Annotated in this window: 22 protein-coding genes; 18 read left to right on the top strand and 4 right to left on the bottom strand. The window is 61.7% G+C overall.

Annotated features, from left to right (window positions below):
- Nucleotides 1-41 precede the first annotated feature (41 nt).
- The 8 genes from DIC75_RS01125 to DIC75_RS01160 all read left to right on the top strand — a co-directional run bounded on the left by DIC75_RS01125 (nucleotide 42) and on the right by DIC75_RS01160 (nucleotide 10,202).
- Nucleotides 42-707: a CehA/McbA family metallohydrolase gene (locus DIC75_RS01125; RefSeq protein WP_250986177.1), complete on the top strand. Its 666-nt coding sequence runs from the start codon at nucleotides 42-44 to the stop codon at nucleotides 705-707.
- On the top strand, nucleotides 704-1,516 hold the full coding sequence (gene truA / locus DIC75_RS01130; RefSeq protein WP_250986178.1) for a tRNA pseudouridine(38-40) synthase TruA: 813 nt from the start codon (nucleotides 704-706) through the stop codon (nucleotides 1,514-1,516). Before DIC75_RS01125 ends, truA begins: the two co-directional genes overlap by 4 nt.
- A gap of 545 nt (nucleotides 1,517-2,061) precedes the next feature.
- Nucleotides 2,062-3,090 carry a glycosyltransferase family 2 protein gene (locus DIC75_RS01135; protein ID WP_250986179.1) on the top strand — a complete coding sequence of 343 codons (1,029 nt, stop codon included), beginning with the start codon at nucleotides 2,062-2,064 and terminating at the stop codon, nucleotides 3,088-3,090.
- A gap of 38 nt (nucleotides 3,091-3,128) precedes the next feature.
- Nucleotides 3,129-4,208: a non-hydrolyzing UDP-N-acetylglucosamine 2-epimerase gene (gene wecB, locus DIC75_RS01140; protein ID WP_250986180.1), complete on the top strand. Its 1,080-nt coding sequence runs from the start codon at nucleotides 3,129-3,131 to the stop codon at nucleotides 4,206-4,208.
- Between the two features lie 18 nt (nucleotides 4,209-4,226).
- On the top strand, nucleotides 4,227-5,600 hold the full coding sequence (locus tag DIC75_RS01145; RefSeq protein WP_250986181.1) for a nucleotide sugar dehydrogenase: 1,374 nt from the start codon (nucleotides 4,227-4,229) through the stop codon (nucleotides 5,598-5,600).
- 74 nt (nucleotides 5,601-5,674) lie between these two features.
- A complete protein-coding gene (locus DIC75_RS01150; RefSeq protein ID WP_284738338.1) occupies nucleotides 5,675-6,883 on the top strand; it encodes a glycosyltransferase family 4 protein in 1,209 nt (402 codons plus the stop codon).
- Nucleotides 6,868-8,058 (top strand): prenyltransferase/squalene oxidase repeat-containing protein, encoded by a 1,191-nt coding sequence (locus tag DIC75_RS01155; RefSeq protein ID WP_250986183.1) that lies wholly within the window; start codon nucleotides 6,868-6,870, stop codon nucleotides 8,056-8,058. The genes DIC75_RS01150 and DIC75_RS01155 overlap by 16 nt, the downstream gene beginning before the upstream one ends.
- The gene (locus DIC75_RS01160) at nucleotides 8,055-10,202 is read left to right on the top strand and encodes a bi-domain-containing oxidoreductase (RefSeq protein ID WP_250986184.1); all 2,148 of its coding nucleotides are present in this window, start codon (nucleotides 8,055-8,057) and stop codon (nucleotides 10,200-10,202) included. Before DIC75_RS01155 ends, DIC75_RS01160 begins: the two co-directional genes overlap by 4 nt.
- 228 nt (nucleotides 10,203-10,430) lie before the next feature.
- Here DIC75_RS01160 and DIC75_RS01165 read toward each other — a convergent pair whose 3' ends face one another.
- Nucleotides 10,431-11,513 carry an archaeosine biosynthesis radical SAM protein RaSEA gene (locus DIC75_RS01165; protein WP_250986185.1) on the bottom strand — a complete coding sequence of 361 codons (1,083 nt, stop codon included), beginning with the start codon at nucleotides 11,511-11,513 and terminating at the stop codon, nucleotides 10,431-10,433.
- 569 nt (nucleotides 11,514-12,082) lie between these two features.
- Here DIC75_RS01165 and DIC75_RS01170 point away from each other — a divergent pair.
- Entirely contained in the window at nucleotides 12,083-13,546 is a 1,464-nt protein-coding gene (locus DIC75_RS01170) for a phenylacetate--CoA ligase family protein (protein ID WP_284738339.1), read from the top strand.
- Nucleotides 13,547-13,556: 10 nt separating this feature from the next.
- Nucleotides 13,557-14,951, top strand: a complete 1,395-nt coding sequence (locus DIC75_RS01175) for a phenylacetate--CoA ligase family protein (protein WP_250986186.1) — start codon at nucleotides 13,557-13,559, stop codon at nucleotides 14,949-14,951.
- A gap of 4 nt (nucleotides 14,952-14,955) precedes the next feature.
- Here DIC75_RS01175 and DIC75_RS01180 read toward each other — a convergent pair whose 3' ends face one another.
- Nucleotides 14,956-15,987 carry a GNAT family N-acetyltransferase gene (locus DIC75_RS01180; protein WP_250986187.1) on the bottom strand — a complete coding sequence of 344 codons (1,032 nt, stop codon included), beginning with the start codon at nucleotides 15,985-15,987 and terminating at the stop codon, nucleotides 14,956-14,958.
- A gap of 159 nt (nucleotides 15,988-16,146) precedes the next feature.
- Nucleotides 16,147-17,160: a GNAT family N-acetyltransferase gene (locus DIC75_RS01185; protein WP_250986188.1), complete on the bottom strand. Its 1,014-nt coding sequence runs from the start codon at nucleotides 17,158-17,160 to the stop codon at nucleotides 16,147-16,149.
- A 220-nt stretch (nucleotides 17,161-17,380) separates the two neighbouring features.
- On the opposite strand from DIC75_RS01185, the gene DIC75_RS01190 reads away from it, so the two are divergent.
- From DIC75_RS01190 to DIC75_RS01220, 7 genes are all read left to right on the top strand, one after another.
- On the top strand, nucleotides 17,381-17,572 hold the full coding sequence (locus tag DIC75_RS01190) for a hypothetical protein (RefSeq protein ID WP_250986189.1): 192 nt from the start codon (nucleotides 17,381-17,383) through the stop codon (nucleotides 17,570-17,572).
- 108 nt (nucleotides 17,573-17,680) lie between these two features.
- The gene (locus DIC75_RS01195) at nucleotides 17,681-19,087 is read left to right on the top strand and encodes a phenylacetate--CoA ligase family protein (protein WP_250986190.1); all 1,407 of its coding nucleotides are present in this window, start codon (nucleotides 17,681-17,683) and stop codon (nucleotides 19,085-19,087) included.
- 5 nt (nucleotides 19,088-19,092) lie between these two features.
- Nucleotides 19,093-20,202: a CapA family protein gene (locus tag DIC75_RS01200; RefSeq protein ID WP_250986191.1), complete on the top strand. Its 1,110-nt coding sequence runs from the start codon at nucleotides 19,093-19,095 to the stop codon at nucleotides 20,200-20,202.
- A 190-nt stretch (nucleotides 20,203-20,392) separates the two neighbouring features.
- Nucleotides 20,393-21,274 carry a thiamine pyrophosphate-dependent enzyme gene (locus tag DIC75_RS01205; protein ID WP_250986192.1) on the top strand — a complete coding sequence of 294 codons (882 nt, stop codon included), beginning with the start codon at nucleotides 20,393-20,395 and terminating at the stop codon, nucleotides 21,272-21,274.
- Nucleotides 21,268-22,380: a transketolase C-terminal domain-containing protein gene (locus DIC75_RS01210; RefSeq protein ID WP_250986193.1), complete on the top strand. Its 1,113-nt coding sequence runs from the start codon at nucleotides 21,268-21,270 to the stop codon at nucleotides 22,378-22,380. Before DIC75_RS01205 ends, DIC75_RS01210 begins: the two co-directional genes overlap by 7 nt.
- Complete coding sequence (locus DIC75_RS01215; RefSeq protein ID WP_250986194.1) at nucleotides 22,373-22,900, top strand: 2-oxoacid:acceptor oxidoreductase family protein; 528 nt, start codon at nucleotides 22,373-22,375, stop codon at nucleotides 22,898-22,900. Before DIC75_RS01210 ends, DIC75_RS01215 begins: the two co-directional genes overlap by 8 nt.
- Nucleotides 22,897-23,142: a 4Fe-4S binding protein gene (locus DIC75_RS01220; RefSeq protein WP_250986195.1), complete on the top strand. Its 246-nt coding sequence runs from the start codon at nucleotides 22,897-22,899 to the stop codon at nucleotides 23,140-23,142. Before DIC75_RS01215 ends, DIC75_RS01220 begins: the two co-directional genes overlap by 4 nt.
- Here DIC75_RS01220 and DIC75_RS01225 read toward each other — a convergent pair.
- Nucleotides 23,120-23,512: a hypothetical protein gene (locus DIC75_RS01225; RefSeq protein WP_250986196.1), complete on the bottom strand. Its 393-nt coding sequence runs from the start codon at nucleotides 23,510-23,512 to the stop codon at nucleotides 23,120-23,122. The two genes, DIC75_RS01220 and DIC75_RS01225, sit on opposite strands and share 23 nt — an antisense overlap.
- Nucleotides 23,513-23,672: 160 nt before the next feature.
- Between DIC75_RS01225 and DIC75_RS01230 the strand changes: the two genes are divergently transcribed.
- On the top strand, nucleotides 23,673-23,975 hold the full coding sequence (locus DIC75_RS01230) for an Hsp20/alpha crystallin family protein (RefSeq protein ID WP_250986197.1): 303 nt from the start codon (nucleotides 23,673-23,675) through the stop codon (nucleotides 23,973-23,975).
- Nucleotides 23,976-24,052 lie beyond the last annotated feature (77 nt).

Genomic DNA, 24,052 nt, shown 5'->3' on the forward strand with positions numbered 1-24,052 from the left:
ACTTCACTTATTATTCAGGGGATGACAAATAATCTGATCTCATGCTGCGGTGCGATCTGCATGTCCACACAAGGTTCTCCAGGGACGGAGAGAGCAGTGTGGAGGAAATCCTCCGGCGAGCGGAGGCTGTCGGCCTCGACGCTGTCGCGATCACCGATCACGACACGGTGGAAGGTGCCCGCTACGCCCTCGAGTGCGACACCTCCGTGACCGTGATTCCGGGCACGGAGGTATCGACGAGACAGGGCCACCTGCTCGCTCTCGGGGTCACGGAGCCCCTGCCGGCAGGGCTTGACTTCCACGAGACCGTCGCCCTTGCCCGTGCCCGGGGCGCTCTCCTCATCCTCCCGCACCCCTACCACCGCTGGCGTCACGGCGTCGGGAGGAGACTCGCGGCGGGTATCGGAGCAGTGGATGCAGTGGAGGTCTTCAACAGCCGCTACATCACCGGGTCGGCGAACCGGAAGGCCGCAGTCATTGCACGGAGGTTCGGGAAACCCGGCGTTGCCGGGAGCGACGCCCACAACGCCCGTTACGTCGGGTTCGGGGTCACGTACGTCACGGCCGAGCCGGATGTGGCCTCCATCCTCTCCGCGATCCGGGAAGGGCGGACGATGGCGGGAGGGAGGATGACCCCGCTCCACACCTACACACGCCAGTCCATCAAGGGCGCTCTCCGCAGGATTCGGCGGACGGTACACGGATGAACCTGGCGTTCCGTTTCTCGTACTTCGGGGACCGTTTCTTCGGCTCGCAGATGCAGCCTCTGCTCCGCACCGTTGAGGGGGAGTTCATCGAGGCCTGCCGGCGCCTCCAGGTCTTCGACGACTGGCGGGAGGCGAACTTCGTCACCGCCGGCCGCACCGATCGCGGGGTGCATGCCCGTGGTCAGGTCTGCTCGTTTTCTACCGACAGGCCCGAACGGGCGGTCCGGGCACTGAACCAGGTGCTCCCGGCCGACATCTGGTGCACGGCGTGGGCCGGGGTCCCGGATGGGTTCCACCCCCGGTACAGCACCGCATCGAGGACCTACCGCTACTACTTCTTCTCCCCGGGCAACGCCGCAGCCATGCACGAAGCGGCACAGGAGTTTCTCGGGCGGCACGACTTCTCGGCGTTCGCCCGCGTCGGCGACCGGAGCCCGGAGAGGAGGATCCTTGCGGCACGGGTCTTTAAAGACGGGCCGTTCACCGTCTTTGAAGTGACAGGGGAGAGTTTCCTCTGGAATATGGTCCGGTGCATGGCGACGGCGCTCGAACGAGTGGGGAGGGGCGAGGCCGGCGCCGGAGAGATCGCACGGCTCCTTACAGCACCGGTGGAGCAGAGAATCCCTGCGGCCCCTCCCGAGGGGCTGATCCTCTGGGATATCGATTGCGGGGTCTCCTTTGCACCGCTCCCGATCGACGAGAAGAGCCGCCGATACCTTGCCGACCGCTACCGTTACCACGCTCTCATGGCGGAAGTATCCGCATGCCTTGCACCGGATGACCGGTGGCCGGACACATCCCGGATATAATACTTCCCAATACGGCAACCCGGTGCAGAGAGGATCGGGAAACAGACCCCTCTCATAATCGCTGCTTTAAAAGTATCAGACCGCAGGCAATGGATCTTCCAAAAGCGGTGCGGCAGGCGGGATCAGACTGTTTACCCACCATCCGGGGCTGCCGGGCTTAACCTTTCCTGATCGCGATACCCGATAATACCGGACACAGCCGGAATCGTAGCATGCCGATGTTCCATCCATCCGTACGGGAAGCTGATGAACTTCCCTCACAGAGTCGAAATATTTAACTACCCTGAGAGGATTTTAAGGGCACCAGGGTAAACCAAATTAGATCTATTTTTTGATTTAGTCAATGAGATATGCTTAATAATAACCTATTAATATATGTCAGCACAGTCCCGTTTCAGTACGTCAAGAGGGGAAAGTGGATGTACGACAAGGATCCGGTTCGGGCGAGGCCACCCGCTCACGTAGAGGGGTGGTTCGCCGAAGAAACAACTGTGCCATTGCCACAGTACATAGATGCAGAGAGAGACAGATGGATCGAACGGCATATGCCCCGGAGTATCGGACAGGAGAGCCCGATAGGCACCCCTGCCCTCCGCTGTGAGGTCCAGGAGCAGATCAACCCTTTACGGACGCCGGCGGCTCCGGGAAACCGGCGGGTGGTGAGCGAGACCACCGAGGCTGCCGCCATTCCGTCCCGCCGGTCGGGCAGGCTCAGGACACTTGCAGCGATCCCCTGTTTCAACGAGGAGGTTGCGATCGGTTCCGTCGTTCTCCGGGCCCGGCAGCACGTCGACGAGGTCCTGGTCATCGACGACGGGTGTACGGACAGCACCGTGAAGGTCGCCCGGGATGCCGGGGCGACCGTCATCTCGCACGGAGCCCAGAAGGGGAAGGGGCAGGGGATCAAGAGCGCCCTTAAGTATGCAGTCGGGCACAACTACGACTGTCTGGTCCTCATGGACGGAGACGGTCAGCACAACCCCGGGGAGATACCTCTCCTGGTCGAGCCGATCCTCGCCGATACCGCAGACCTCGTCATCGGCTTCCGGACCTTCGATCAGATGCCCTTTTACCGCCGGTTCGGTCGGGCGGTGCTTGATGTCGCCTCCAGCACCGGCTGTTCGATAACCGACTCACAGTGCGGCTTTCGGGCACTGAACAGGAAGACCATGGAGTCGATGCTCGGTACGCTCCGGAAGGATGACTTCTCGACCGAATCGGAGATGCTCCGGATCGCCCAGGAGAGGCACCTGCGGATCGGGGAGACGCCGATCAACTGCAAATACGGTGATTTTGACACATCCACAAAGAACCCCTTATCTCATGGAATGGAGGTGCTCGGATCGATATTCTGGCTCGCCGTGGAGAAGAGGCCTCTCCTGCACATCGGCCTGCCCGGGCTCGCTGCGATGCTTGCCGGGATCTTTCTCCTCCTACGGTTCTTCCAGGGATTTAGCGAGACCGGCCTCGTCGCGATCGAGCAGGGCATGCTTGCAACGCTCTTCCTGATCCCGGGGACCATCGCACTCATGCTGGGCCTGATGCTTGCCCTTATCGCAAGAATGCGGGAGTGAGCGGAAGTGAACGGTACGACGCAGAGGAGAGGTGTAGAATGATTGGAGTAATACTCGGCACACGGCCGGAGATCATCAAGATGTCTCCCGTCATCAGGGAATGCGAACGCAGAGGTCTTGACTACTTTATCCTCCATACCGGGCAGCACTACTCCTACGAGATGGACCGGCTCTTCTTCGAGGAGCTTGAACTTCCGGATCCGGACTATAGTCTCGACGTAGGTTCCGGGACCCATGCCGGTCAGACGGCGAAGATCATGACCGGTGTCGAGGATATCCTGGTGAAGGAGTCACCCGACATCGTTCTGGTGCAGGGAGACACGAACACCGTCATGGCCGGGGCTCTCGCGGCATCGAAACTGCATGTGCGGGTGGGGCATATCGAAGCGGGCCTCCGGAGTTTCAACCGCTGGATGCCGGAGGAGATCAACCGGGTGCTCACCGACCACATCTCGGACTACCTCTTTGCCCCGACAGAGAGAGCCCGGGAGAACCTCCTCGCGGAGGGCATCGTGGACCGGAAGATCTGCGTGACCGGCAACACCGTCGTCGATGCGATCTACCAGAACCTCGACATCTCAAAGAAGAAAGGCAACGTCTTAAAAGACCTCGACCTCAAGCCCCACGAATACTTCCTCGTCACCGCCCACCGGCAGGAGAACGTGGACAACCGGACACGGCTCAAGGAGATCCTCAAAGGGCTCGAAGGAGTGCAGAAGGAGTTCTCCCTGCCGGTCGTCTTCCCGGTCCATCCGAGGACCGAAAAAAGAATCAAGGAGCTGGGCATCGGCGTCGATGGATTGAACCTCACCAAACCCTTCGGGTTCCTGGAGTTCCTGCAGCTGGAGTCGCAGGCGAGACTCGTGCTGACCGATTCCGGCGGCGTCCAGGAGGAGACCTGTGTTCTCGGTGTCCCCTGTGCTACGATGCGCTACGACACGGAACGGCCCGAGACGTTGGACGTCGGATCGAACATCCTGGTAGGGGCCGATTCAGGGAAGATCCTTGAAGGGGTCCGCTCGATAGCTGCCTGGAAGTCCGGCTGGATGAACCCCTACGGCGATGGAATCGCTGGAAAAATGATAGTTATGGTCTGTGCTGCTGCACGGTCCCAATGATTGCTCAAGGAGATGCACATGAAGATCTGTGTACTGGGATTAGGATACATAGGATTGCCGACTGCACTGCTGTTTGCGGCTCACGGAGCGGACGTCGTGGGCGTCGACGTGAAGCAGAGCGTGGTGGATGCCCTGAATCACGGGAACCTGCCGTTCAGGGAGCCGGGGCTTGAGGACCTGTACCGCAAGGCTAAAGAGCGATTTTACGCCAGGATCGAACCGGAGGCCGCGGATGCATTCCTGATTGCCGTGCCGACACCCCTGGATCCGGCAACAAAGGTCTCCGACCTTTCATACGTCAAAAAAGCGGCCGACATGATCGCCCCCCACCTCCGGAAAGGAAACCTGGTCATCCTCGAATCGACCGTCCCGCCGGGAACGAGCGAACGGGTCGTCATCCCCAGGCTTGAGAAGAACGGTGTCGTTGTCGGTGATTTCCTGTACGCCCATTGTCCCGAGCGGGCAATCCCCGGGCGGACCCTGCAGGAGATGGCGGGCAACAGCCGCATCATCGGCGGGTACGACCGGGACTCCACCGACCGGGCGACCTCGATCTACCAGACCTTCGTCCGCGGGCAGATATACCAGACCGATACGCGGACGGCGGAGTTCGTCAAACTGATGGAGAACACCTGCCGCGACGTGAACATCGCGCTCGCGAACGAGTTTGCCCAGCTCGCCGAGGAGTGCGGGATCAATGTCTGGGAGGCCATCACCCTCGCAAACAAGCATCCCCGGGTCACCATCCTCAACCCGGGCCCGGGCGTCGGAGGACACTGCATCGCCATCGATCCCTGGTTCCTGACCGAGAACTCGACACGGTGCAGGATGGTCTCCACGGCGCGGGAGGTCAACGATTCCATGCCGAACTACGTGCTGCACGTCGCCCGCAACCTGCTCGCCGGCGTCAGAAATCCGACGGTCAGCATCTTCGGCGTCGCCTACAAGGGCAATATCGGCGACACCCGGGAGAGTCCGGCATTCAAGTTCATCCAGCTCGCCGAGAACGAGGGGTATACCATCAGGTGCCACGACCCGTACGTGGCAGAATTCCCGCACCCCCTCATGGATGCTCTGGATGCAACCGCCGGGAGCGACTGTGTCGTCATCCTCACCGATCACGACTGCTTCCGCACGATGGACCCGGCGGGGCTCCGGATGAGAACGAAGTTCGTCATAGACGCCCGGAACATCCTCGACCATGAGAAGTGGACCGACCGGGGTTTTGCCGTCCGCGTGCTGGGTGATGGCTCATCGGTGCAGCCCGTGCCCCTGGGCGAGGTCACGCCCCAGGCGAGCCTGTATCCCGCAGGTGCTGCGCGGTCGATCGCAGCGCCAGCGCCGCCGTCTATCTCCCTGCTCTCTCCGAACGGGCGGGAGGACTTCCTTTAGCCCCCGCACGCGGTTTATCAGGGGGCTTGACAACCGGTCTCCGGCGACCGTATCCAGATACTACGAGGAGTTGCATGAAACAGGTATGCATCGTATCACAACATTTTCCACCGGAAAAATCAGGAAACGCATCACGCATCCATGACACTGCCGTGCATCTTGCAAAACTGGGTATCGACGTGACCGTGCTTGCGCCGCACGCCACGTTTCCCACCGGCTCGTTCTCCCGCACCTGGAAGCGGTCGGACGTGCAGGAGGTCAACGGGGTCCGGGTTGTACATCTCTGGACCTGGCAGCCGGGATCAGGAAACCCGGGGTTTGCAAGCAGGATGGCTTACTACCTCTTCTTCCCGATCCACGCCGCACTCTGGCTCCTCTTCAACCGGAATCGGTTCGATGCGATCGTCACGTCGGCACCGCCCCTCTTCACCGGGATCCCGGGATATGTCCTGAAACGGACGTCACGGGTGAAGTGGATCCTCGATATCCGCGACCTCTGGATCGACGCATCGATAAGTCTCGGGTTCCTCAGGGAGGGAAGCATCTACGAGAGGATGAGCCGGAAGTTCGAGCAGATGTGCCTCGCACGAGCAGATCTCGTCGGGGTCACGACCGAAGAGCTCGGGCGGAGGATCTCGTCGCGCTACCGGGTCACGGCCCCCATGAAGTTGATGCCCAACGGCGTCAACACCGACTTCTTTCGCCCCACGAACGGCGGAAAGAAGCGGCAGATCATCTATGCCGGCAACGTCGGGCACGCCCAGGATCTCGATAAGGTGGCTCTCGCCGTCAAGTCGATGAACGGCACCTACAACCTGAAGTTCCTCATCGTCGGCGACGGCGACACGAGGGAGCACCTTGAGAAGCTGGTGAAAGCCGAGAGCCTGACCGGCTCGGTCGTCTTTACGGGCACCCTTCCGCGCGAGGAGATCCCGCGGTTGCTCTCCGAGTCGCTCGTGGGAGTGGCGCCCTTAAAGAGGCTCGCGAACCTCGAGTACGCTGCCCCCACCAAGGCCTACGAGTACATGGCCTGCGGGATACCCTTCGTCGGTTGCGGAAGCGGCGAGATCGCCCATCTCGCAGAGGAGTCGGGTGCGGGGGTCATCGCCGACAACACGCCGGAGGCGATCGCCGCGGCGCTCTCGGCGCTCCTGGACGACCCGGAGCGGATGGAGGAGATGGGGCGCCGGGGCCGGGAGTACGTCGCAGAGCACTATGACCGGCGATCGGTCGCCCTGAAACTGAAGCAGTGCATCGAGAGGATGACATGGACGGGCGCCTGACATCGCTTCTTGCCCGGGTTGCCGGAGAGGTCCGGGAGCTCGCCGTCGTCGACGGCGAGACCGCGTACATCCGCGACCCGGTCTTCGGCATCATCCGGAACCGCGTGCACGCCGAGGTCTGCAAGGCATTGCTTCGCCTGGGCGGCGACCCGCTCGTGGGCCCGATCCTGAACTATGTCGCCGGGTGCCAGAACCCGGACGGGTCCTACAACGAGGTTCACGTCAACTACAACGAGCCTTCGGCCCTGATCACCGCGTTTATCGGCGACGCGCTCCTGGAGGCGGCAGACCGGCATCCGCACGAGGATGCGCTCCAAAAGGCCCGGGACTTCGTTCTCGCGGCCGAAAGAAGGCCGGGATATTTCCTGAAGTCCCGGGGGTATACCGCCGACCACCTGAACGTCGACGCCTCATGCGGGGCGTTCCTTGCCCGGTATGCGGAACGGTACGACGATGCGGACGCCCGTGCGGCCGCCCTCCGGGCGGTGGAGAACATCGTCCGTCACCAGTGTAAATGCGGCGTTTACCCCTACGCCGTCGATAAGGGGACCTACCCGTACGTCTTCAAACTCCCCTGCGTGCACTACCAGGGGGTGACGATGTACTACCTGGCAAAGACAAACGACGTGCTTCACGACGACCGGATCGATGAAAGCCTCGCGGAAGGGGCCCGATGGCTCGCAGATGCCCAGCGTCCCGACGGGAGGTTCGACTGGTCGAGGAGCGGGCTATCCTTCGCATACTACCTCTCCGGAGCATACGCGTTTGCCCAGGCCTCCTTTGTCTATGCGTCACGCATGGACGACCGTTACCGGGAACACGCCGATCTCTGCCTCAATCGGCTCGGGGAGTATGTGCAGGGGCTCGCGCCCCGGTGGGAACCGGGGGCCTGGAGCGATCTCGTCCCATCCGTCGCCACTGCGGCAACGGCGGCGTCGCTTGGGGGGTATCCGCTACGGCACCGGGCGTTCCGGTTCGGCTACGGCATGTACCGCGAGATCGCCCGCCGTCGTTACGGCAAGACCGTGGAGACGCAGTCTTTTGAAGGGCTCTGCCGGCTGCTCGGGATCCGATCGTCGACCGTGGAGCCGTCGAATAACTTCCCCGATCTCTTCATGACATCGGAGATGCTCGACTGCCTCAGCCAGTCGAGAATATGGGGGGAACATACATGAAACAGGTATTACTCGACCTGCAGTCAGGGTCTATCCAGGTGGAGAACGTCCCCGTTCCCACCGTAACGAGAGGGGTCGTCGTCGAGAACGCCTACTCCCTCATCAGCGCCGGCACGGAGTCGTCGCTGATCAATCTCGCACAGCAGTCGCTCGTCGGCAAGGCGAAAGCACGTCCCGACGACGTGAAGAAAGTTCTCCAGAAGGTCGGCACGGACGGCCCGCTCTCGGCGTACCAGCAGGCGATGAGCCGCCTTGCAAAGCCCGAATCGCTCGGCTACAGCTGTGCGGGCACCGTGGTGACGACCGGGGCCGACGACTTCGAGGTCGGCGACCGCGTCGCCTGCGCCGGGGCCGGGTATGCGGTGCATGCCGAATACGTCTCGGTCCCGAAGAACCTCTGTGTCAGGATCCCCGAAGGCGTCAGTTTCAGGGAAGCAGCGTTCACGACCGTCGGGTCGATCGCAATGCACGGTGTTCGGAACGCAGAAGTCACGGTGGGCGAGAACGTTGCGGTGATCGGCCTCGGGCTGATCGGGCTCCTCTGCGTGCAGATCCTCAAAGCCGCAGGGTGCCGGGTCATCGGGATCGATATCGACCGGGAGAAACTCTCGCTCGCAGCAAGCCTCGGTGCGGACGTCGTCTCGAACTACGACGGCCTCACCGAGAGGATGAGGGCCCTCTCGCCGTTCGGGGCGGACGCGGTCGTCATCACCGCGGCCACCCGGTCGAGCGCCCCCATCGAGGCCGCCGGCCACCTGGTCAGGGATAAGGGGAGGGTCGTGGTCGTCGGGAACGTCGGTATGAACGTGCCTCGCGACATCTTCTACGAGAAGGAGGCGGAGGTCGTCGTCTCCCGGTCTTACGGCCCCGGCCGCTACGACCGGAACTACGAGGAGCGAGGGATCGACTACCCGATCTACGTCCGGTGGACGGAGCGGAGGAACATGGAGGCGTTCCTCGAGCTGGTGCGGCAGAAGCGGATCGATCTCGACCGCCTGATCACCCACACCTTCCCGCTCGACGATGCGCCGGAGGCCTACAACCTCATCAATACCGGAAAAGAGCGGTTCATCGGAGTCCTCCTGCAGTACAGCCCGAACGGTTCGAGCGTCTCCGGCACCGTCACCCGCCTCCCGGGGCCCGAGGGACGGAGGCGGAAGGTGCCGGTCGGAGCCCGGACGCTCGGATGTATCGGTGCAGGGGTCCACGCCCAGAGCGCCCTCTACCCCCACCTGCCGGGGCTCCCCGTGAACCTCGGGGGGGTTGCGACCGCGACGGGTCTCTCGGCGCAGACGGTTGCGAAGAAGTACGGGTTCTCCTACTGCACCACCGACTACCAGAAGATCCTCGAGGACCCGGGGATCGACGCGGTGATGATCGCGACCAGAAACGATCTCCACGCGCCCATGGCGATCGACGCACTGCGTGCCGGGAAAGACGTCTTCGTGGAGAAACCGCTCGCCACCGACATCGACGGGCTCAGGGGGCTTGTTGCGGCCCAGAACGAGTCCGGGCAGCGGCTGATGGTCGGGTTCAACCGGCGCTACTCCCCGCTCTCACGGAAGATGAAGGAGTTCTTCGGGAACAGGGCAACCCCCGTGGTCCTGCACTACCGCGTCAACGCCGGGCAGATCCCGCCCGAACACTGGGTGCACGACGACGAGCAGGGCGGGGGCATGCTGATCTCGGAGTGCTGCCACTTCATCGACTTCATGCAGTACATCACCGGGGCACGGCCGGTCCAGGTCTATGCCCGGGCGATCGAGCCGACCGGGACCCTCCGGAAGTACGACAACTTCCAGGCGACCCTGACCTTCGACGACGGGTCGGTCGGCACCGTCACCTACACGACACTCGGTGACCGTTCTTACCCGAAGGAGACAGTCGAGGTCTTCTGCGACAACGCTGTCGGGAGGATCACCGACTTCCGCGACCTCGAGCTCCGGCGGGACGGGAAGGTATCAAGGGAGAGGCGGTGGCTCACCCAGGAGAAGGGGTTTGCCGAGGAACTCCTGGCGTTCGTGAAGGGCGAAGAGCCGGATTTCGCCGGCAACGTCGCGACGACGCTTGCGACGTTTGCGGCATGGGAGTCGATCGATACCGGGACACCCCAAAAGATCGATCTCGGGCTGGTCGGGCTCTGAAACACTCCCGGGCATCAATTTTTTCAGTCGCGATTGTTGGTGTTCCTTTCGCGTTCTCGAAGAATGAAGTTCTTCTCGAGCTCCGGCCCTTCGGCCCGTCGGCCAGTCCCACCTGCCGGTGCTCCCGCTCCGGCCCTTCGGCCCGTCGCGAAAAACACCCGGGGAGAGCCCGGGACTCGTCTGCACCCGACTCAGCGGGAGGTTCACAAAAGTGGATATTAGGGATGTTTACTGGGACGAAAGCCGGGCACCCCGGACGTATGTCAACTGCTCGCGGATCCTCTCCGGGATCGTACGGGGGTCTTCCACCATAGCGGCCTTCTTCCACCCTTCCTCCCGACATGAACAGTCCAGCCCGTCGAACTCCGCCGTATCGAAGTGACAGTTGTAGCGCTCGATCGCACCGGTGATCTCGGCATCGCACTTCCCGCAGTTCCGGGCCCAGTCGAGAGACTCGACCGAGTAGTTCCAGGGGCTGACGTAGACGTGGGCACGATCCCCGAACCGCTCCCGGCACTGCTGCAGGAGATCGACGAGACTCCAGAGCCACGGCGGGCGGTAGAGGTTATTCTTCCAGAGTTCGTGCACGACAGTGTTCTTCTCGACCGTCGTCACCTCGAGATCGACATAGGCGATCCCCCGGGATACACAGTACGCCACGGTCCGCAGGATATCGTCTATCGCCTCTCCCTCGGTAAGGAACGGCGGCTTTACGAGAAGAAGGGGTTTTGTCAGCACGCCCATTCCCTGCATCCTTGAATGGAAGTGATCGAAGTTATTTGCCGAGAACCCCTTGTTGATGCAGAGGTTCATCACCTGGGAGTTCGCGGACTCAAACCCGAACGCCACCTCGAGTTGCCGCCCGTTTAAGGCCTTCTTCATCTTTGCCACATGCTCGTCCGGCGAGTAATCGATCCTCGACTCGACAACCACCTTCCTGATGTTCCTGTAACCGTCGATATACGAGCAGATCTTCTCGATGGCGGCGACCGGCATCTCTTTTTCGTTAAAGATGTTGCCATCGTTATATATCGAGACGATCGGGTAATCCCCCAGGTCGACGGCGTTCATCACGTGCTCGAACTGTGCGATGTACTCCTCCGCCGAGACCTCCCGGCCCCGGGATGTCGCACAGTAGAACCCGCACATGGTGCATCCCCCGGTCTTCTCGACCCACTCGCAACCCGTGGAGCGGAGGAAGATGATCAGCCGCCTGATCGGCCGCCCGTCAAGGTAGCCTACCCGCTCCTCCCAGCCGATGGGTACTGTAAAATCGAGGTTCTCCGGGGCGCCTCCGTTCTGCCTGCGCAATCCGCCGGCCAGTGCCCGTATCTCGTCCAGGATGTCATTCTCGGTCGGGAGACCCGTGAAGATCTCCGCAGTGCTACTGCTATCAGGTACGGCCTTCTCTAGAATAATTATCCCCCCTTGCCCGGGCCTGCATCATCATATCGGGTGTGCACGGCTCCGGTGACTGTCGCCTTATCTTGCTAAGACATACCCCTGATAGGCTTTCGCATATTTATAGTTTATCCAAATGCTCACTTCATCGGGCCATGTTTGCCAAACGGCATTATTTGGCAGGAAATCAAGGGAATCAGACAGTGCGCCGTTAAGAGCCGGATCCGCACCCCCGCCATACTTCCGCCGGAGGGCTATTCATGCATCTATAGAACCCTGATCTCAAATGGAACAGATGACAGGATGCCAATTTTTATATACGTTGTTCGGGGCTATACTATCTCGATGCATCGGGGAAAACGTCGCCTGCAGGGGTTGGTGCTCCCGGCAGACCACCCGGAAAGCAGCCAGAGAAGAGCCGGCGAAAACCGGGAGACGGTGAGGCGAAGAGGCGGTACAACGGTGCTGTTCCGGTACGTATGGCAGAAGAGTACATAGGCAGGGGAGAGAAGATCGTGATACGCCTGGGCGAGAGGATCTGCGGCAGGGAGTCGTTCACAGCAAAAGCCCTCAGCATCCTCCCCTCCTACAACGTCTATCGAAAGACTTACACCCTCCTTCAGCAGTCCCGGCGGTGGAGCCGGGAAGAACTCGCGGCCTACCAGGCGCAGGCGCTCTCGCGCCTGCTCGACCACGCTTACGAGAACGTCCCCTACTACCGCCGGGTCTTTGAGGAGCGTGGCCTCGTGCCCGGGGACATCCAGACCCCGGAAGACCTTGTCCTCCTCCCGTTCCTGACCCGGGAAGACCTGCAGAACAACCTCCCCGACTTAAAAGCCCGGAACTACCCGGAGACGGCCTTCGAATACGTCACCACCGGCGGTTCCACCGGCATCCCGGTCGGGTTTTACTACGAGAAAGGGGTCTCCCGGGCCCGGGAGTGGGCGTTCATGAAGACCCAGTGGGACCGCGTCGGCTACCGGTTCGGCGACCGGTGCGTCGTCCTCCGGGGCTACATCGTCGGGTCCCCAGAAGACGGCATCTACTGGAAGAAGACGCTCTGCGGCAGGTGGCTGCTGATGTCCTCCCATCACATGACCGAGGAGACCATGCCGGCCTACATCGACCGGATCCGGAGGTTCAAACCCCGGTTCATCCAGGGATACCCCTCCACGGCCGTGATCCTGGCCCGGTACATGCGGGAGCACGGCATCGAGCCGTTCCCGACCGTGAAAGCGGTCCTCTGCGGGTCCGAAAACCTCTACCCCTGGCAGCGGGACCTGCTTGCAGAGGCGTTCGGGTGCCGGGTCTTCTCCTGGTACGGGAACTCCGAGCAGACGGTGCTCGCCGGCGAGTGCGAGGAGAGCACCAGGTATCACATCTTCCCCGAATACGGGATCGTCGAACTGATCGGGAGAGACGGCCGGCCCGTCGAGGGGCCGGGCGCGATGGGGGAGGTGGTCGCGACGAACCTCACCAACTTCGTCTGCCCCCTCATTCGCTACCGGACCATGGACCTTGCCACGGCAGCCGGGGGGGCCTGTGCCTGCGGGCGGAGTTACCCGCTGCTCGAGCGCGTGGAGGGGCGGGTTCAGGACTTCATCGTGACGTGCAAAGGAGAATTCCTCTCCGGGATCGCCATGAACATCGACACCGATGCGTTCGATAACGTTAAACAGTTTCAGTTCTACCAGGAGAAGGTTGGAGAAGTCATCCTGAACATCGTGAGAAAATCGACGTTCAGCAAGCAGGACGCGGAGTATCTCTACCATGAAGTGAGCCGGAGTTGCGGTGACGACGTCATCATCACCATCAGGTACGTCGACAACATACCGCTCACCGCCCGCGGCAAATACCGCTACTTCGTCCAGAACCTGCCAATACGCTTCAGCGAACGAGAGGGGGTGAAGGTTGAGCATGTATCACCCGACATGTCCGCCTGACCCGGGAGGTGTGCATACGAAGGCCGGTCTCTTGAACTGGGCATCTCACGCGAACCCGCTCACCGTAAAAGCGCTCAGTCTGGTGCCGTCCTACCGTACGTATCGGAAGATGTATGCGCTTCTCCAGCAGTCCCAGTGGTGGAGCCGGGAAGAACTCGTGGCCTACCAGACCCGGGCGCTCTCTCGCCTGCTCGACCACGCTTACGAAAATGTCCCCTACTACCACCGGGTCTTTGAGGAGCGGAGTCTCGTGCCCGGGGATATCCGGACACCGGAGGACCTTGTCCTCCTCCCGTTCCTGACCAAAGAGATCATCCAGGCCAACCTCGCCGACCTGAAGGCCCGGAACTACCCGGAGACGGCCTTCGAGTACGTGCGCACATCCGGCTCCACCGGCACCCCCATGGGGTTCTACTACGAGAAAGGAGTCTCCCGGGCCCGGGAGTGGGCGTTCATGAAGACCCAGTGGGACCGCGTCGGCTACCGGTTCGGCGACCGGTGCGTCATCCTCCGGGGGCACGTCGTAGACGCGGCATCAAGCGGTGTCTCCTGGAGGCGGGCGCTCTTCGGCCGGTGGCTGATCATGTCCTCCCACCAGATGACCGAAGAGGCGCTGCCGGCCTATATCGACTGGATACGGAAATTCCGGCCCCGGTTCATCCACGCCTACCCCTCCACGGCCGTGATCCTGGCCCGGTACATGCGAGAGCACGGCATCGAGCCGTTCCCGACCGTGAAGGCGGTCCTCTGCGGGTCCGAGAACCTCTACCCCTGGCAGCGGAGCCTGCTTGCAGAGGCGTTCGGGTGCCGGGTCTTCTCCTGGTACGGGAACTCCGAGCAGACGGTGCTCGCCGGCGAATGCGAGGAGAGCACCCTCTACCATATCTTCCCCGAATACAGCATCGTCGAACTGATCGGGGGAGACAACCGGCCCGTCGAGGGACCGGGCGCGATGGGAGAGGTGGTCGCGACAAACCTCACCAACTTTGTCTGCCCCCTCATCCGCTACCGGACCATGGACGTCGCGGTTGCCACCGAGAAGCAGTGCTCGTGCGGGAGGCAGTACCCCCTGCTCGAGAAGGTGGAGGGGAGACTGCAGGAGTTCATCGTAACCCGGAGCGGGCACCTGATATCCGTCACCCCCATCAACTACGAATCGGAAGCGTTCGAGAACATCCGACAGTTCCAGATGTACCAGGAGGAGAGGGGCGAGCTCATCATGAAGGTCGTCAGAAAGCCGGCCTACACCGAGGAAGACACGCAGCAACTGACCAGGGAGCTCCGGTGGCAGCTCGGCGACGAGGTGAACGTCCACGTCCGTTTCGTCGATGAGATCCCCCGCACCGAAGGCGGGAAGTTCCGGTACCTTATCCAGAAACTCCCCATCTCGATCGGGGATCTCTGACGGCTCAGTCGATATAAGAGACGACCCTGCGCTTCAGCCAGGGTTTGTTGACGACGGTGCTGTAGGCCCATTCCGCCAGCGTCCCGACCATATCCTTCCGAAAGACCTCCATATACATGCCGAGATCCGAACAGAACCTGGATTTGAAGAAGTTCAGGTCCGGCGTGTTCGCTCCGATGTTCTCGAAGGTCCGGTAACCCTCAGCCCGTGTACGCTGGACCAGGAGCCACTGGAGATACTCGTTCCCGGCATGAGCACTCTCGATCCGCGGCGTTCCCATCCATAGCAGGAAGCGTTTGTATTCCTGGGTGGCGACAGCCCCCGTGAGCGCGCCTTCCCGGTCATAGAGATAGTAAGCCGCGAGATGATCCGGGTACGCACGGAAGAGGTCCTCGACGTAGCGCCTGCTGATCACAGGGATGTTCATCTCCGGCTGGCTGAACCGTTTGGCAATCGATGCATACAGCGTCGAAATATCGGCGCTCCGCACGAGATCCATACCGGCCTTCTCGGCCTTCCGGATCTTGTTGCGGAGTTTGTAGTGGAAATCGCCCCAGATCGCCTCGATCGGCCGCGAAAGGTCGATCACGTACGTGTAGTGGACCTTCGGGGCATACCCCCTCCAGAGGAATTGCCTGATATCGGTGAGGCCGGGCACAAGGGTCAGGGAGAAGTAGTGCGGCGAGATCGCTTCGATCTCCGCGGAGAGGTCGCCCGCAACAAGGTCCATGATCACCTCCTTCTTGCCCAGTTTCAGCGCATCAAACTCCTTCGCCGGGACGAAGCCCTGGTAGGGGACGACCGCCTGCATGGGCGGCGGCGAAAAAAGCATCTTTACCCCGTGCGCGCTCTTGAAGAAGAGCGGAGCGAGGCAGACCAGTTCCTCACCCTTGTAAACCCCGTAGGGGAGGAGCCGATACCCCGCATGCTGCGCGGTGATCGTTATGTAGTCCCACTTGTGGAAAAGCAGCCCGTAAGGGCTTGCATCAACAAATGAATCCCAGATCTCTCTATCTTTCACGAGTTCGAGCACCATAGGCCTGACTTCCGGGCGATCGGTCGTGTCGGACCGTGTCCGCTACAGGATAGCCGGAACTCATACTTATACGTTTCTTACACCGGACTCCGGCCTCAGGAATCTATACCGTTCTCCGCGGATTCAGAAGGGGGCCGGGGCCGGGGGGACACCTCCCGCTCACCTGATGTAGGGGACCATCAGCTTCTTGGCGAAGGAGAGGTATGCCCACTCGGAGACCGCCCCGAGGGTATCTTTCTTCTCGACCTCGAAGTACATCTTGAGGTCCGGGTTGAACTTCGACTTGAAGAAGACGAGGTCCGGGTTGTTCGCACCCATGTTCTCAAAGATGCGGTAGCCTTCGGCCTGCGCACGCTGGATCAGGAGCCACTGGAGATACTCGTTTGCAGCATGGGCGGTCTCGACCTTCGGTGTCCCTATCCAGAGCAGGAACCGCTTGTACTCCTGAGCTGCCACCACGGCCGCGACCTCGTCCTCTGCATCGTAGAGGCAGTAGATGCCGATCCTGTCCGGGTAGGCACGCACGAGGTCTTCGAGGTAGTCCCGCCGTATGGGCGGGATGTCGAGCGACGGATCCCGGTAACGATCGGAGATGAGCCCATGAAGCGTGGAGATATCGCCTGTCTTCTCCAGCCGGAGACCGGCCGCGGCTTCTTTCTTCAGTTTGTTCCGGAGTTTGTAGTGAAGGTTGCTCCAGAGGTCCTCAAGCGGCCGGTCGAGGTTGATGGTGTAGGTATACCGGACCCGTGCGTCGCACCGGTCCCAGAGGTAATGGCGTATATCGTTGAACTCCGGGACGAAGGCTATCGAGAGGTAGTTCGGTGAGAGGTCCCGGATCTCTTCCAGGATCTCCCCTGCAATCATCCCGAGGAGGGATTCCTTCTTGCTCTGTTTAAGCCCTTCGAACCCCCTGCTCATCACGCACCCGAGATGGGGTATCACCGTGAGCGGGGGAGGGGAGAAAACAGCGTTAATGCCATGCATCCGCCTGCAAAAGAGCGGGAATACGCAGACAGGTTCATCCCCCTTATAGACCGCGTACGGGAGGAGCGTGCACTCCGTATGCTTTGCTGTCAGGTGCAGGTAGTCCCACTTATGAAAGAGGAGGCCCGAGGGGCTCTCATCGATGAAGGTGTCCCAGGTATCTCTGTCGTCAACTCTTCTCGCGGTCATTCCTTTCGTCACCTCTGTCCGGTCACGCTATCCGCTGCTCGGCGACCTCTAATCACTTCCGGGGTCCATATATATCTTTCTCAGGATCCGCAACAGGCCGCCGGGAGGTCGGACGTGGCCGCCCCGCCCGGAAGGTCCCCGGAAGGCCCGGAATGACCCGGGTCACGGCGTCTGACAGCCGACAGCAATCATTATATACGGTGACACGCGAGGTAGGGGCATGGTTGCACTCCGCCTTCTTGCCATGGACGATGTCTCGTTTCGCTCGTGGGAGGGCAACGGTTCGGGTGCGTACGGTGACATCTGGGTGATCATCTCAGAGAAAAATCTCTTTCCTGAGTTCCTGAAGCATTTTTGTCGTGCATCCGGCCGGGATCTGGTCTCCATCCCGTACTCCGAGAACTTCTTCTGAACGCATCCACTGTCCGGGAACACTTGCCGTCTCCATCGTGCTCGCGGTCTCATTCCGCATCCCGGGGAGCAAAACGTTTAATGCGGAGTATCGACATGAGCACTCTCGATGGGTGTGCGGATGAATCATCGGGGATTGAAGGCTCTCCGGCTTGAAGATTCTGTGACGGCGAGGGCACTCCGCATCCTTCCCGCATACTCTGCGTACAGTAAGACTTACACCCTCCTTCAGCAGTCCCGGCGGTGGAGCCGGGAGGAACTCGCGGCTCACCAGGCGCAGGCGCTCTCGCGCCTGCTCGACCACGCTTACGAGAACGTCCCCTACTACCGCCGGGTCTTTGAGGAGCGTGGCCTCGTGCCCGGGGACATCCAGACCCCGGAAGACCTTGTCCTCCTCCCGTTCCTGACCCGGGAAGACCTGCAGAACAACCTCCCCGACTTAAAAGCCCGGAACTACCCGGAGACGGCCTTCGAATACGTCACAACCGGCGGTTCTACCGGTATCCCGGTCGGGTTTTACTACGAGAAAGGGGTCTCCCGGGCCCGGGAGTGGGCGTTCATGAAGACCCAGTGGGACCGCGTCGGCTACCGGTTCGGCGACCGGTGCGTCGTCCTCCGGGGCTACATCGTCGGGTCCCCAGAAGACGGCGTCTACTGGAAGCGGGCACTTCTCGGCCGGTGGCTGCTGATGTCCTCCCATCACATGACCGAGGAGACCATGCCGGCCTACATCGACCGGATCCGGAAATTCCGGCCCCGGTTCATCCAGGCGTACCCCTCCACGGCCGTGATCCTGGCCCGGTACATGCGGGAGCACGGCATCGAGCCGTTCCCGACCGTGAAAGCGGTCCTCTGCGGGTCCGAAAACCTCTACCCCTGGCAGCGGGACCTGCTCACCGAAACCTTCAGGTGCCGGGTCTTCTCCTGGTACGGGAACTCCGAGCAGACGGTGCTCGCCGGCGAGTGCGAGGAGAGCACCAGGTATCACATCTTCCCCGAATACGGGGTCGTCGAACTGATCGGGAGAGACGGACGGCCCGTCGAGGGGCCGGGCGCGATGGGGGAGGTGGTCACGACGAGCCTCATCAACCCTATCTGTCCCCTCATCCGCTACCGGACCATGGACGTTGCGGTTCTCGGGAAGGCCCCCTGTTCCTGCGGCCGTGCCTACCCGCTGCTCGAGAGAGTGGAAGGAAGGCTCCAGGAGTTCATCGTCACGAAGGATCGCCGGTTCATATCGATGACGGCGGTGAATATGCACTCCGATGTCTTTGACAACGTTGCACAGTTCCAGTTTTATCAGAGGGAGGAAGGAGAGGTTCTGATGCGAATTGTGAAAAAACCGGGGTATGTCGACCGGGATACGGAACGCATTCTCCGGGAACTCAACAGGAAATTTGAAGGCGACGTGGATGTGACCATCCGTTTCGTCGAGACTATTCCCCGCACCCGGCGCGGCAAATACCAGTTCCTGATACAGGACCTGCCGCTGGACCAGTGGGGCATTTCGGTGTGAGAAACATGCAAAAACTCAGATTAACGGCAGTCGGAGATACATGGGCCCGGACAGCGAAAAACGGGTACCCGTTCGGGGAGGTCCGGCATCTCCTCCGGGATAAGGACGTCCTCTTCGGGAACCTGGAGACCACCCTCTCGGATACGGGAGATCCGGCAGAGAAGCATCACGTGATCTTCACGTGCCCGGATGCGGCCCGCCATCTGGTGGAGGCCGGGTTCGACGTCATGAGCGTTGCAAACAACCATTCCGGCGACCTCGGTGCCGCGGGCTTCAAGAACACCCTGAATGCCCTCGAGAGCCGGGGCATCCTCGCCGTCGGCGGATCGGCGACCGAGGAACGGCAGGAGCCGGTCATCCTCGAGAAGAACGGCATCTCGATCGGGTTTGCGGGCTATACGATCGGCAAACTCGCCATATCACGCGAAATCTCGGTCAACCGGCTGGTCGAGGAGGATGTCTTCAGGGATATCGCGTCCCTTAAGGGCCGGTGCGACCATATCGCCGTCTCGCTGCACTGGGGGACGGAGATGGCCTACTACCCGTCCCCCGAGCAGATCGACCTCGCCCACCGGCTCATCGATGCAGGGGCCACCCTGATCCTCGGGCACCACCCCCATACCATGCAGGCGATCGAGCGCTACCACGGGGGGCTCATCGCCTATTCGCTCGGCATGTTCCAGTTCGAACCCCAGTGGCCTCACAACATCTCACGGGAGGCGATCATCCTCTCGGTCGACCTGCAGAAGAACGGCGTCGTCGGGGAGTACGAGGCGCAACCGCTCATCATCGACGACGATTTCATCCCCCATCCCGCAGAGGGGGTCCTGGGAATGGAGATCCTAGACTTCCTCGACGAGATCTCGCGGCCGGTCGCCGAAGGCAGGCTCACCAGAGCAAGGTGGTTTGAGGAGATCGCGCCGGTCTACATGAAGATGAACCTCGAGAGTTACCGTTACCGGATACGCCGCAAAGGTCTCTTTCCCCTCCTGGAGATGGGGGCCTGGTTCTTTACGCCCTTCTGCCTGAAGTGTTACGTCGGCCTGGTCCGCCGGTTGTTTCGCCCGGCGCCGACGCGGGAGAGGCGCGCGCCCGGACAGAACGCCGGGAACTGAACGGGGGTGAGTGGAGGCGGCAGGGCTCCAGCTCAACCGGACTCCGCCCCCGGTCCAATTTTCGTGCATACCTCATTCCGACGTACTTTCGCCGGTCATTCCCATGGAATGCCCCCGGGTGCCCGGGAACGGGATCGCAAAACTCTCATTACAATTGGTGACAATTATAGATGAGAGGAGTGTAAACAATTTGTCCGCGATTCCAAAGGAGGAGTATCTCTATAAGTGTACGTCCGCCTGTGCGGGGTGCAGCTCTTCCCTGTGTCTTCGTTATGTGCTCAAAGCCGCCGGCCCCGACTCTGTCCTGGTCGTGCCCGCCTGCTGCACCAGCGTCATCCAGGGGATCTACCCCGGCACGGCAATGAACGTGCCCGTCTATAACATAGCATTTGCCGCAGCCGCCGCCTGCGCCTCCGGCCTGAGCAACGCACTTAGTGCGCTCGGGAAAGAGACCAACGTCATCGTCTACGCAGGCGACGGCGGAACGGTCGATATCGGAATTCAGTCGCTCTCCGGCGCTTTTGAGCGCGGCACCAATTTCCTCTACATCTGCTACGACAACGAGGCATACGGCAACACCGGCATGCAGCGGTCGGGCTCGACGCCCCTCGGGGCACGCACCACCACGACCCCCGGCGGCAAGCCCACGGCCAAGAAGGACCTCGACCGGATCGTCGAGGCGCATAACCCCCCCTACATGGCGACCGCCTGCAGCGCCTACCCTCTCGACCTCTACAAGAAGGTGAAGAAGGCGCTCTCGATCGAGGGTCCCAAGTTCATCCATATCCTCGCACCGTGCCCGCCGGGGTGGCGCTACCCCACGGAGAAGACCGTCGAGATGGGGAAGTTGGCGGTGAAGACCGGGACGTGGATTCTCTACGAGCGCGAGTTCGGGAAACTCGCGATCAGCGGCCCGTCGAAGGCCGCGATGAAGAAGCCCGCGCCTCTCGAGGACTACATCAAAGGCCAGGGCAGGTTCAAGAACCTGAGCCCCGAGATCTTTGACGAAATGCGCCAGCAGGTGGAACGGAACATTCAGCGCCTTTCCCGCGAGGAGGCCGGCGTATGCTGACGATCGCGACCGGCAACAAGGCTGTGGCGGCCGCGGTGAAGGCCGCAAAACCCGGCGTCGTCGCCGCATACCCGATCACCCCCCAGACCGAGATCGTCGAGCAGCTCGCCGAGTACGTCACCACCGGTGAGCTCGAAAGCCGGTACATCCCGGTGGAGAGCGAACACTCGGCGATGGCCGCCTGCATCGGGGCGAGCGCGGGGGGCGTGCGCACCTTCACGGCGACGAGTTCGCACGGTCTCCTCTACATGCACGAGATGGTCCACTGGACTGCGGGCGCACGCCTGCCGGTCGTCATGGCGAACGTCAACCGCGCTCTCGGACCCGGGTGGAACACCTGGGCGGAGCACACCGATGCTTTCTCCCAGCGCGACACGGGCTGGCTGCAGGTCTTCGTGGGCACGGTCCAGGAGGCCTACGACGCCACCCTGATGGCCTTCAAGATCGCCGAGAACGAGAAGGTTCTCCTTCCCGTGATGGTCAACCTGGACGGATTCACGCTCAGCCACATCATGCAGTCGCTGGAGACGGTCGAGATCGGCGACTTCCTGCCCCCCTTCCATCTCCCGCACGCCATCGACACGGAGAACCCCTGCGGCTACGGGCCCATGACCGGACCGGCCGACTACTTCCGGTTCCGCTGGGATATCGAGCGGTCGATGCGCGACGCCCGGGGCGTGATCGCGGACGTCGAACGGGAGTTTGCGGAGCGGTTCGGTCGCTCCTACGGCCCTACCGAGGACTACCGGTGCGAAGATGCCGACGTCGTCGTCATCGCCATGGGATCGCTCGGGAAAGAGGCGGAGGTAGCGATCGACCGCCTCCGCGACGATGGGGTTAAGGCCGGGTCCATGCGCCTGCGCTGGTTCCGCCCCTTCCCGGACCTCGACCTTGCCGGGCGGGAGGTCGTGGTGATCGACCGCGACTACTCCTTCGGCTTTGGGGGCGTGGTGGCGCATTCCATCAGGTCGAAGACGGGAATCGAGCCCTACAGCGTGATCGCCGGCCTCGGCGGCCAGGAAGTCACCTATAATGATATTGCAGACTTTGTCCGGAACAGGTGTCCCGGCGAAGAGACCTGGTTTGGGGTGAGCGACCATGTATGAGATCAGGATTCACTCCCGGGGCGGGCAGGGCGGCGTCACCGCCGCGAAGCTTCTCGCCCTCGCTGCGTTCAGGGACGGGAAATACGCAACGGCCTGCCCCTTCTACGGGGCGGAACGGCGCGGTGCGCCGGTCGTCTCGTTCGTCCGGATCGACGACGAACCGATCAAGATCTACAGCCAGATCCACGAGCCGGATCTCGTGATCGTGCTCGATACGAGCATCATGGACGTGGTGGACGTCCTGCAGGGTCTCAAGGTCGATGGGACGGTCCTCCTGAACAGTGCCCACCCGGTTGCCGGGTGCAACGGGACCTGCCGTCACGTCGACCTGACCGGGATCGCGCTCGCGGAGAATCTGGTGGTCGCCGGGAGCCCCATCCTGAACACCCCGGTGCTCGGGGCGCTCGCGAAGATGGGCATCGTCACCCTCCCCTCGGCAGAACAGGCAATCCGGGAGATGTTTGCCGACGAACGGAACGTGAAAGCCGCTGAGGCGGCGTACGAGGAGTTGAAGGTATGAGAGAGAGACTTGCGCTCAGCAGGCCGAAGGAGGCCGCGTCGGGGAAGACCGGAACGTGGCGGACGTTCCGGCCCGTGGTGGACAAGGAGGCGTGCAACGCCTGCGGGCTCTGCGCCCAGTACTGCCCGGACGGGGTCATCGACGAAGAACTCAACATCGATCTCGACTACTGCAAGGGATGCGGCATCTGCTCAAACGAGTGCCCGAAGCAGGCCATCGCTATGGTGCGCGAGGAGCGCTGACCTCGTCGGCTCCGCCGACAGGGCACTGCCCGATATACTCCAGATTGAACCGGTAGAAGTGCGTGTAGCCGCAGTTGCGGCACCGGGTCGTGAAGTGGCTGCACCCGATCGTGAGGTCGTGCGGCCCTGTGACCCCGCATTTTTTACACGGGGCTCCGGCCTCGATATTCCAGATGTCATAACACCCGATCGGGGTGCAGATCCCGATCGCCCCGGTGTTCTCAAACCGTGGGACGAAGATCCGTGTAGCCCCGCAGGCAGAGCAGACCACCTGCGCCTGCGCGGAGACCGCTTTTATGATCTGGTCGGCATCCTCGCCGCAGTGGTAGCAGTTGGTGCGGTGCCGGGTGAAGATGAACCGCTCGCTCATGCATGATACTTGAGGGGCGCAAGATAAAACCTCCGGCCCGGCGTGCGGTCACCCTTCCAGCAGGATGGCCGGTTGCGTGCCGCGCTCCGGCCGGACCGTGATGGGAGGTAAACGTTAAATAGCACTCTCGCACCTCTGCTGCCATCGAGGAGGTTATGAGATGGCAGCGTTGAGAGTCGCACCCTATGTCTGTGCTTACTCGGATGAGAGCGAAGAGAATCTTCATATCGAGATAGAACTACCAGGCGTCGAGAAGAAAGACATCACGTTTAAGATGCAGGAGACCAGTTTTTCCATCGATGCAGCTCGCGGCGACGTTCGCTACGTCGGTACGTACGCGATCGGCTGTCCCGTCGATACCAACAAGGCGAAGGCGACCTTCAGAAACGGTCTGCTTGCCGTGGATGTCCCTTATATCCAGCCGGTCGCGGAGGAGACGAAAGAGATCCCCATCGCAGAGTGAAGCGGCCTGCAACCGGGGTTTCTTCCCTTTTTTATTACGGGGCACCGCCGGGTACGCTTCTCCCCGGCAGTGAAAGG

Origin of the sequence: Methanoculleus oceani, assembly GCF_023702065.1 — an archaeon.
In the GTDB taxonomy this organism is placed as follows: Archaea; Halobacteriota; Methanomicrobia; order Methanomicrobiales; family Methanoculleaceae; genus Methanoculleus; species Methanoculleus oceani.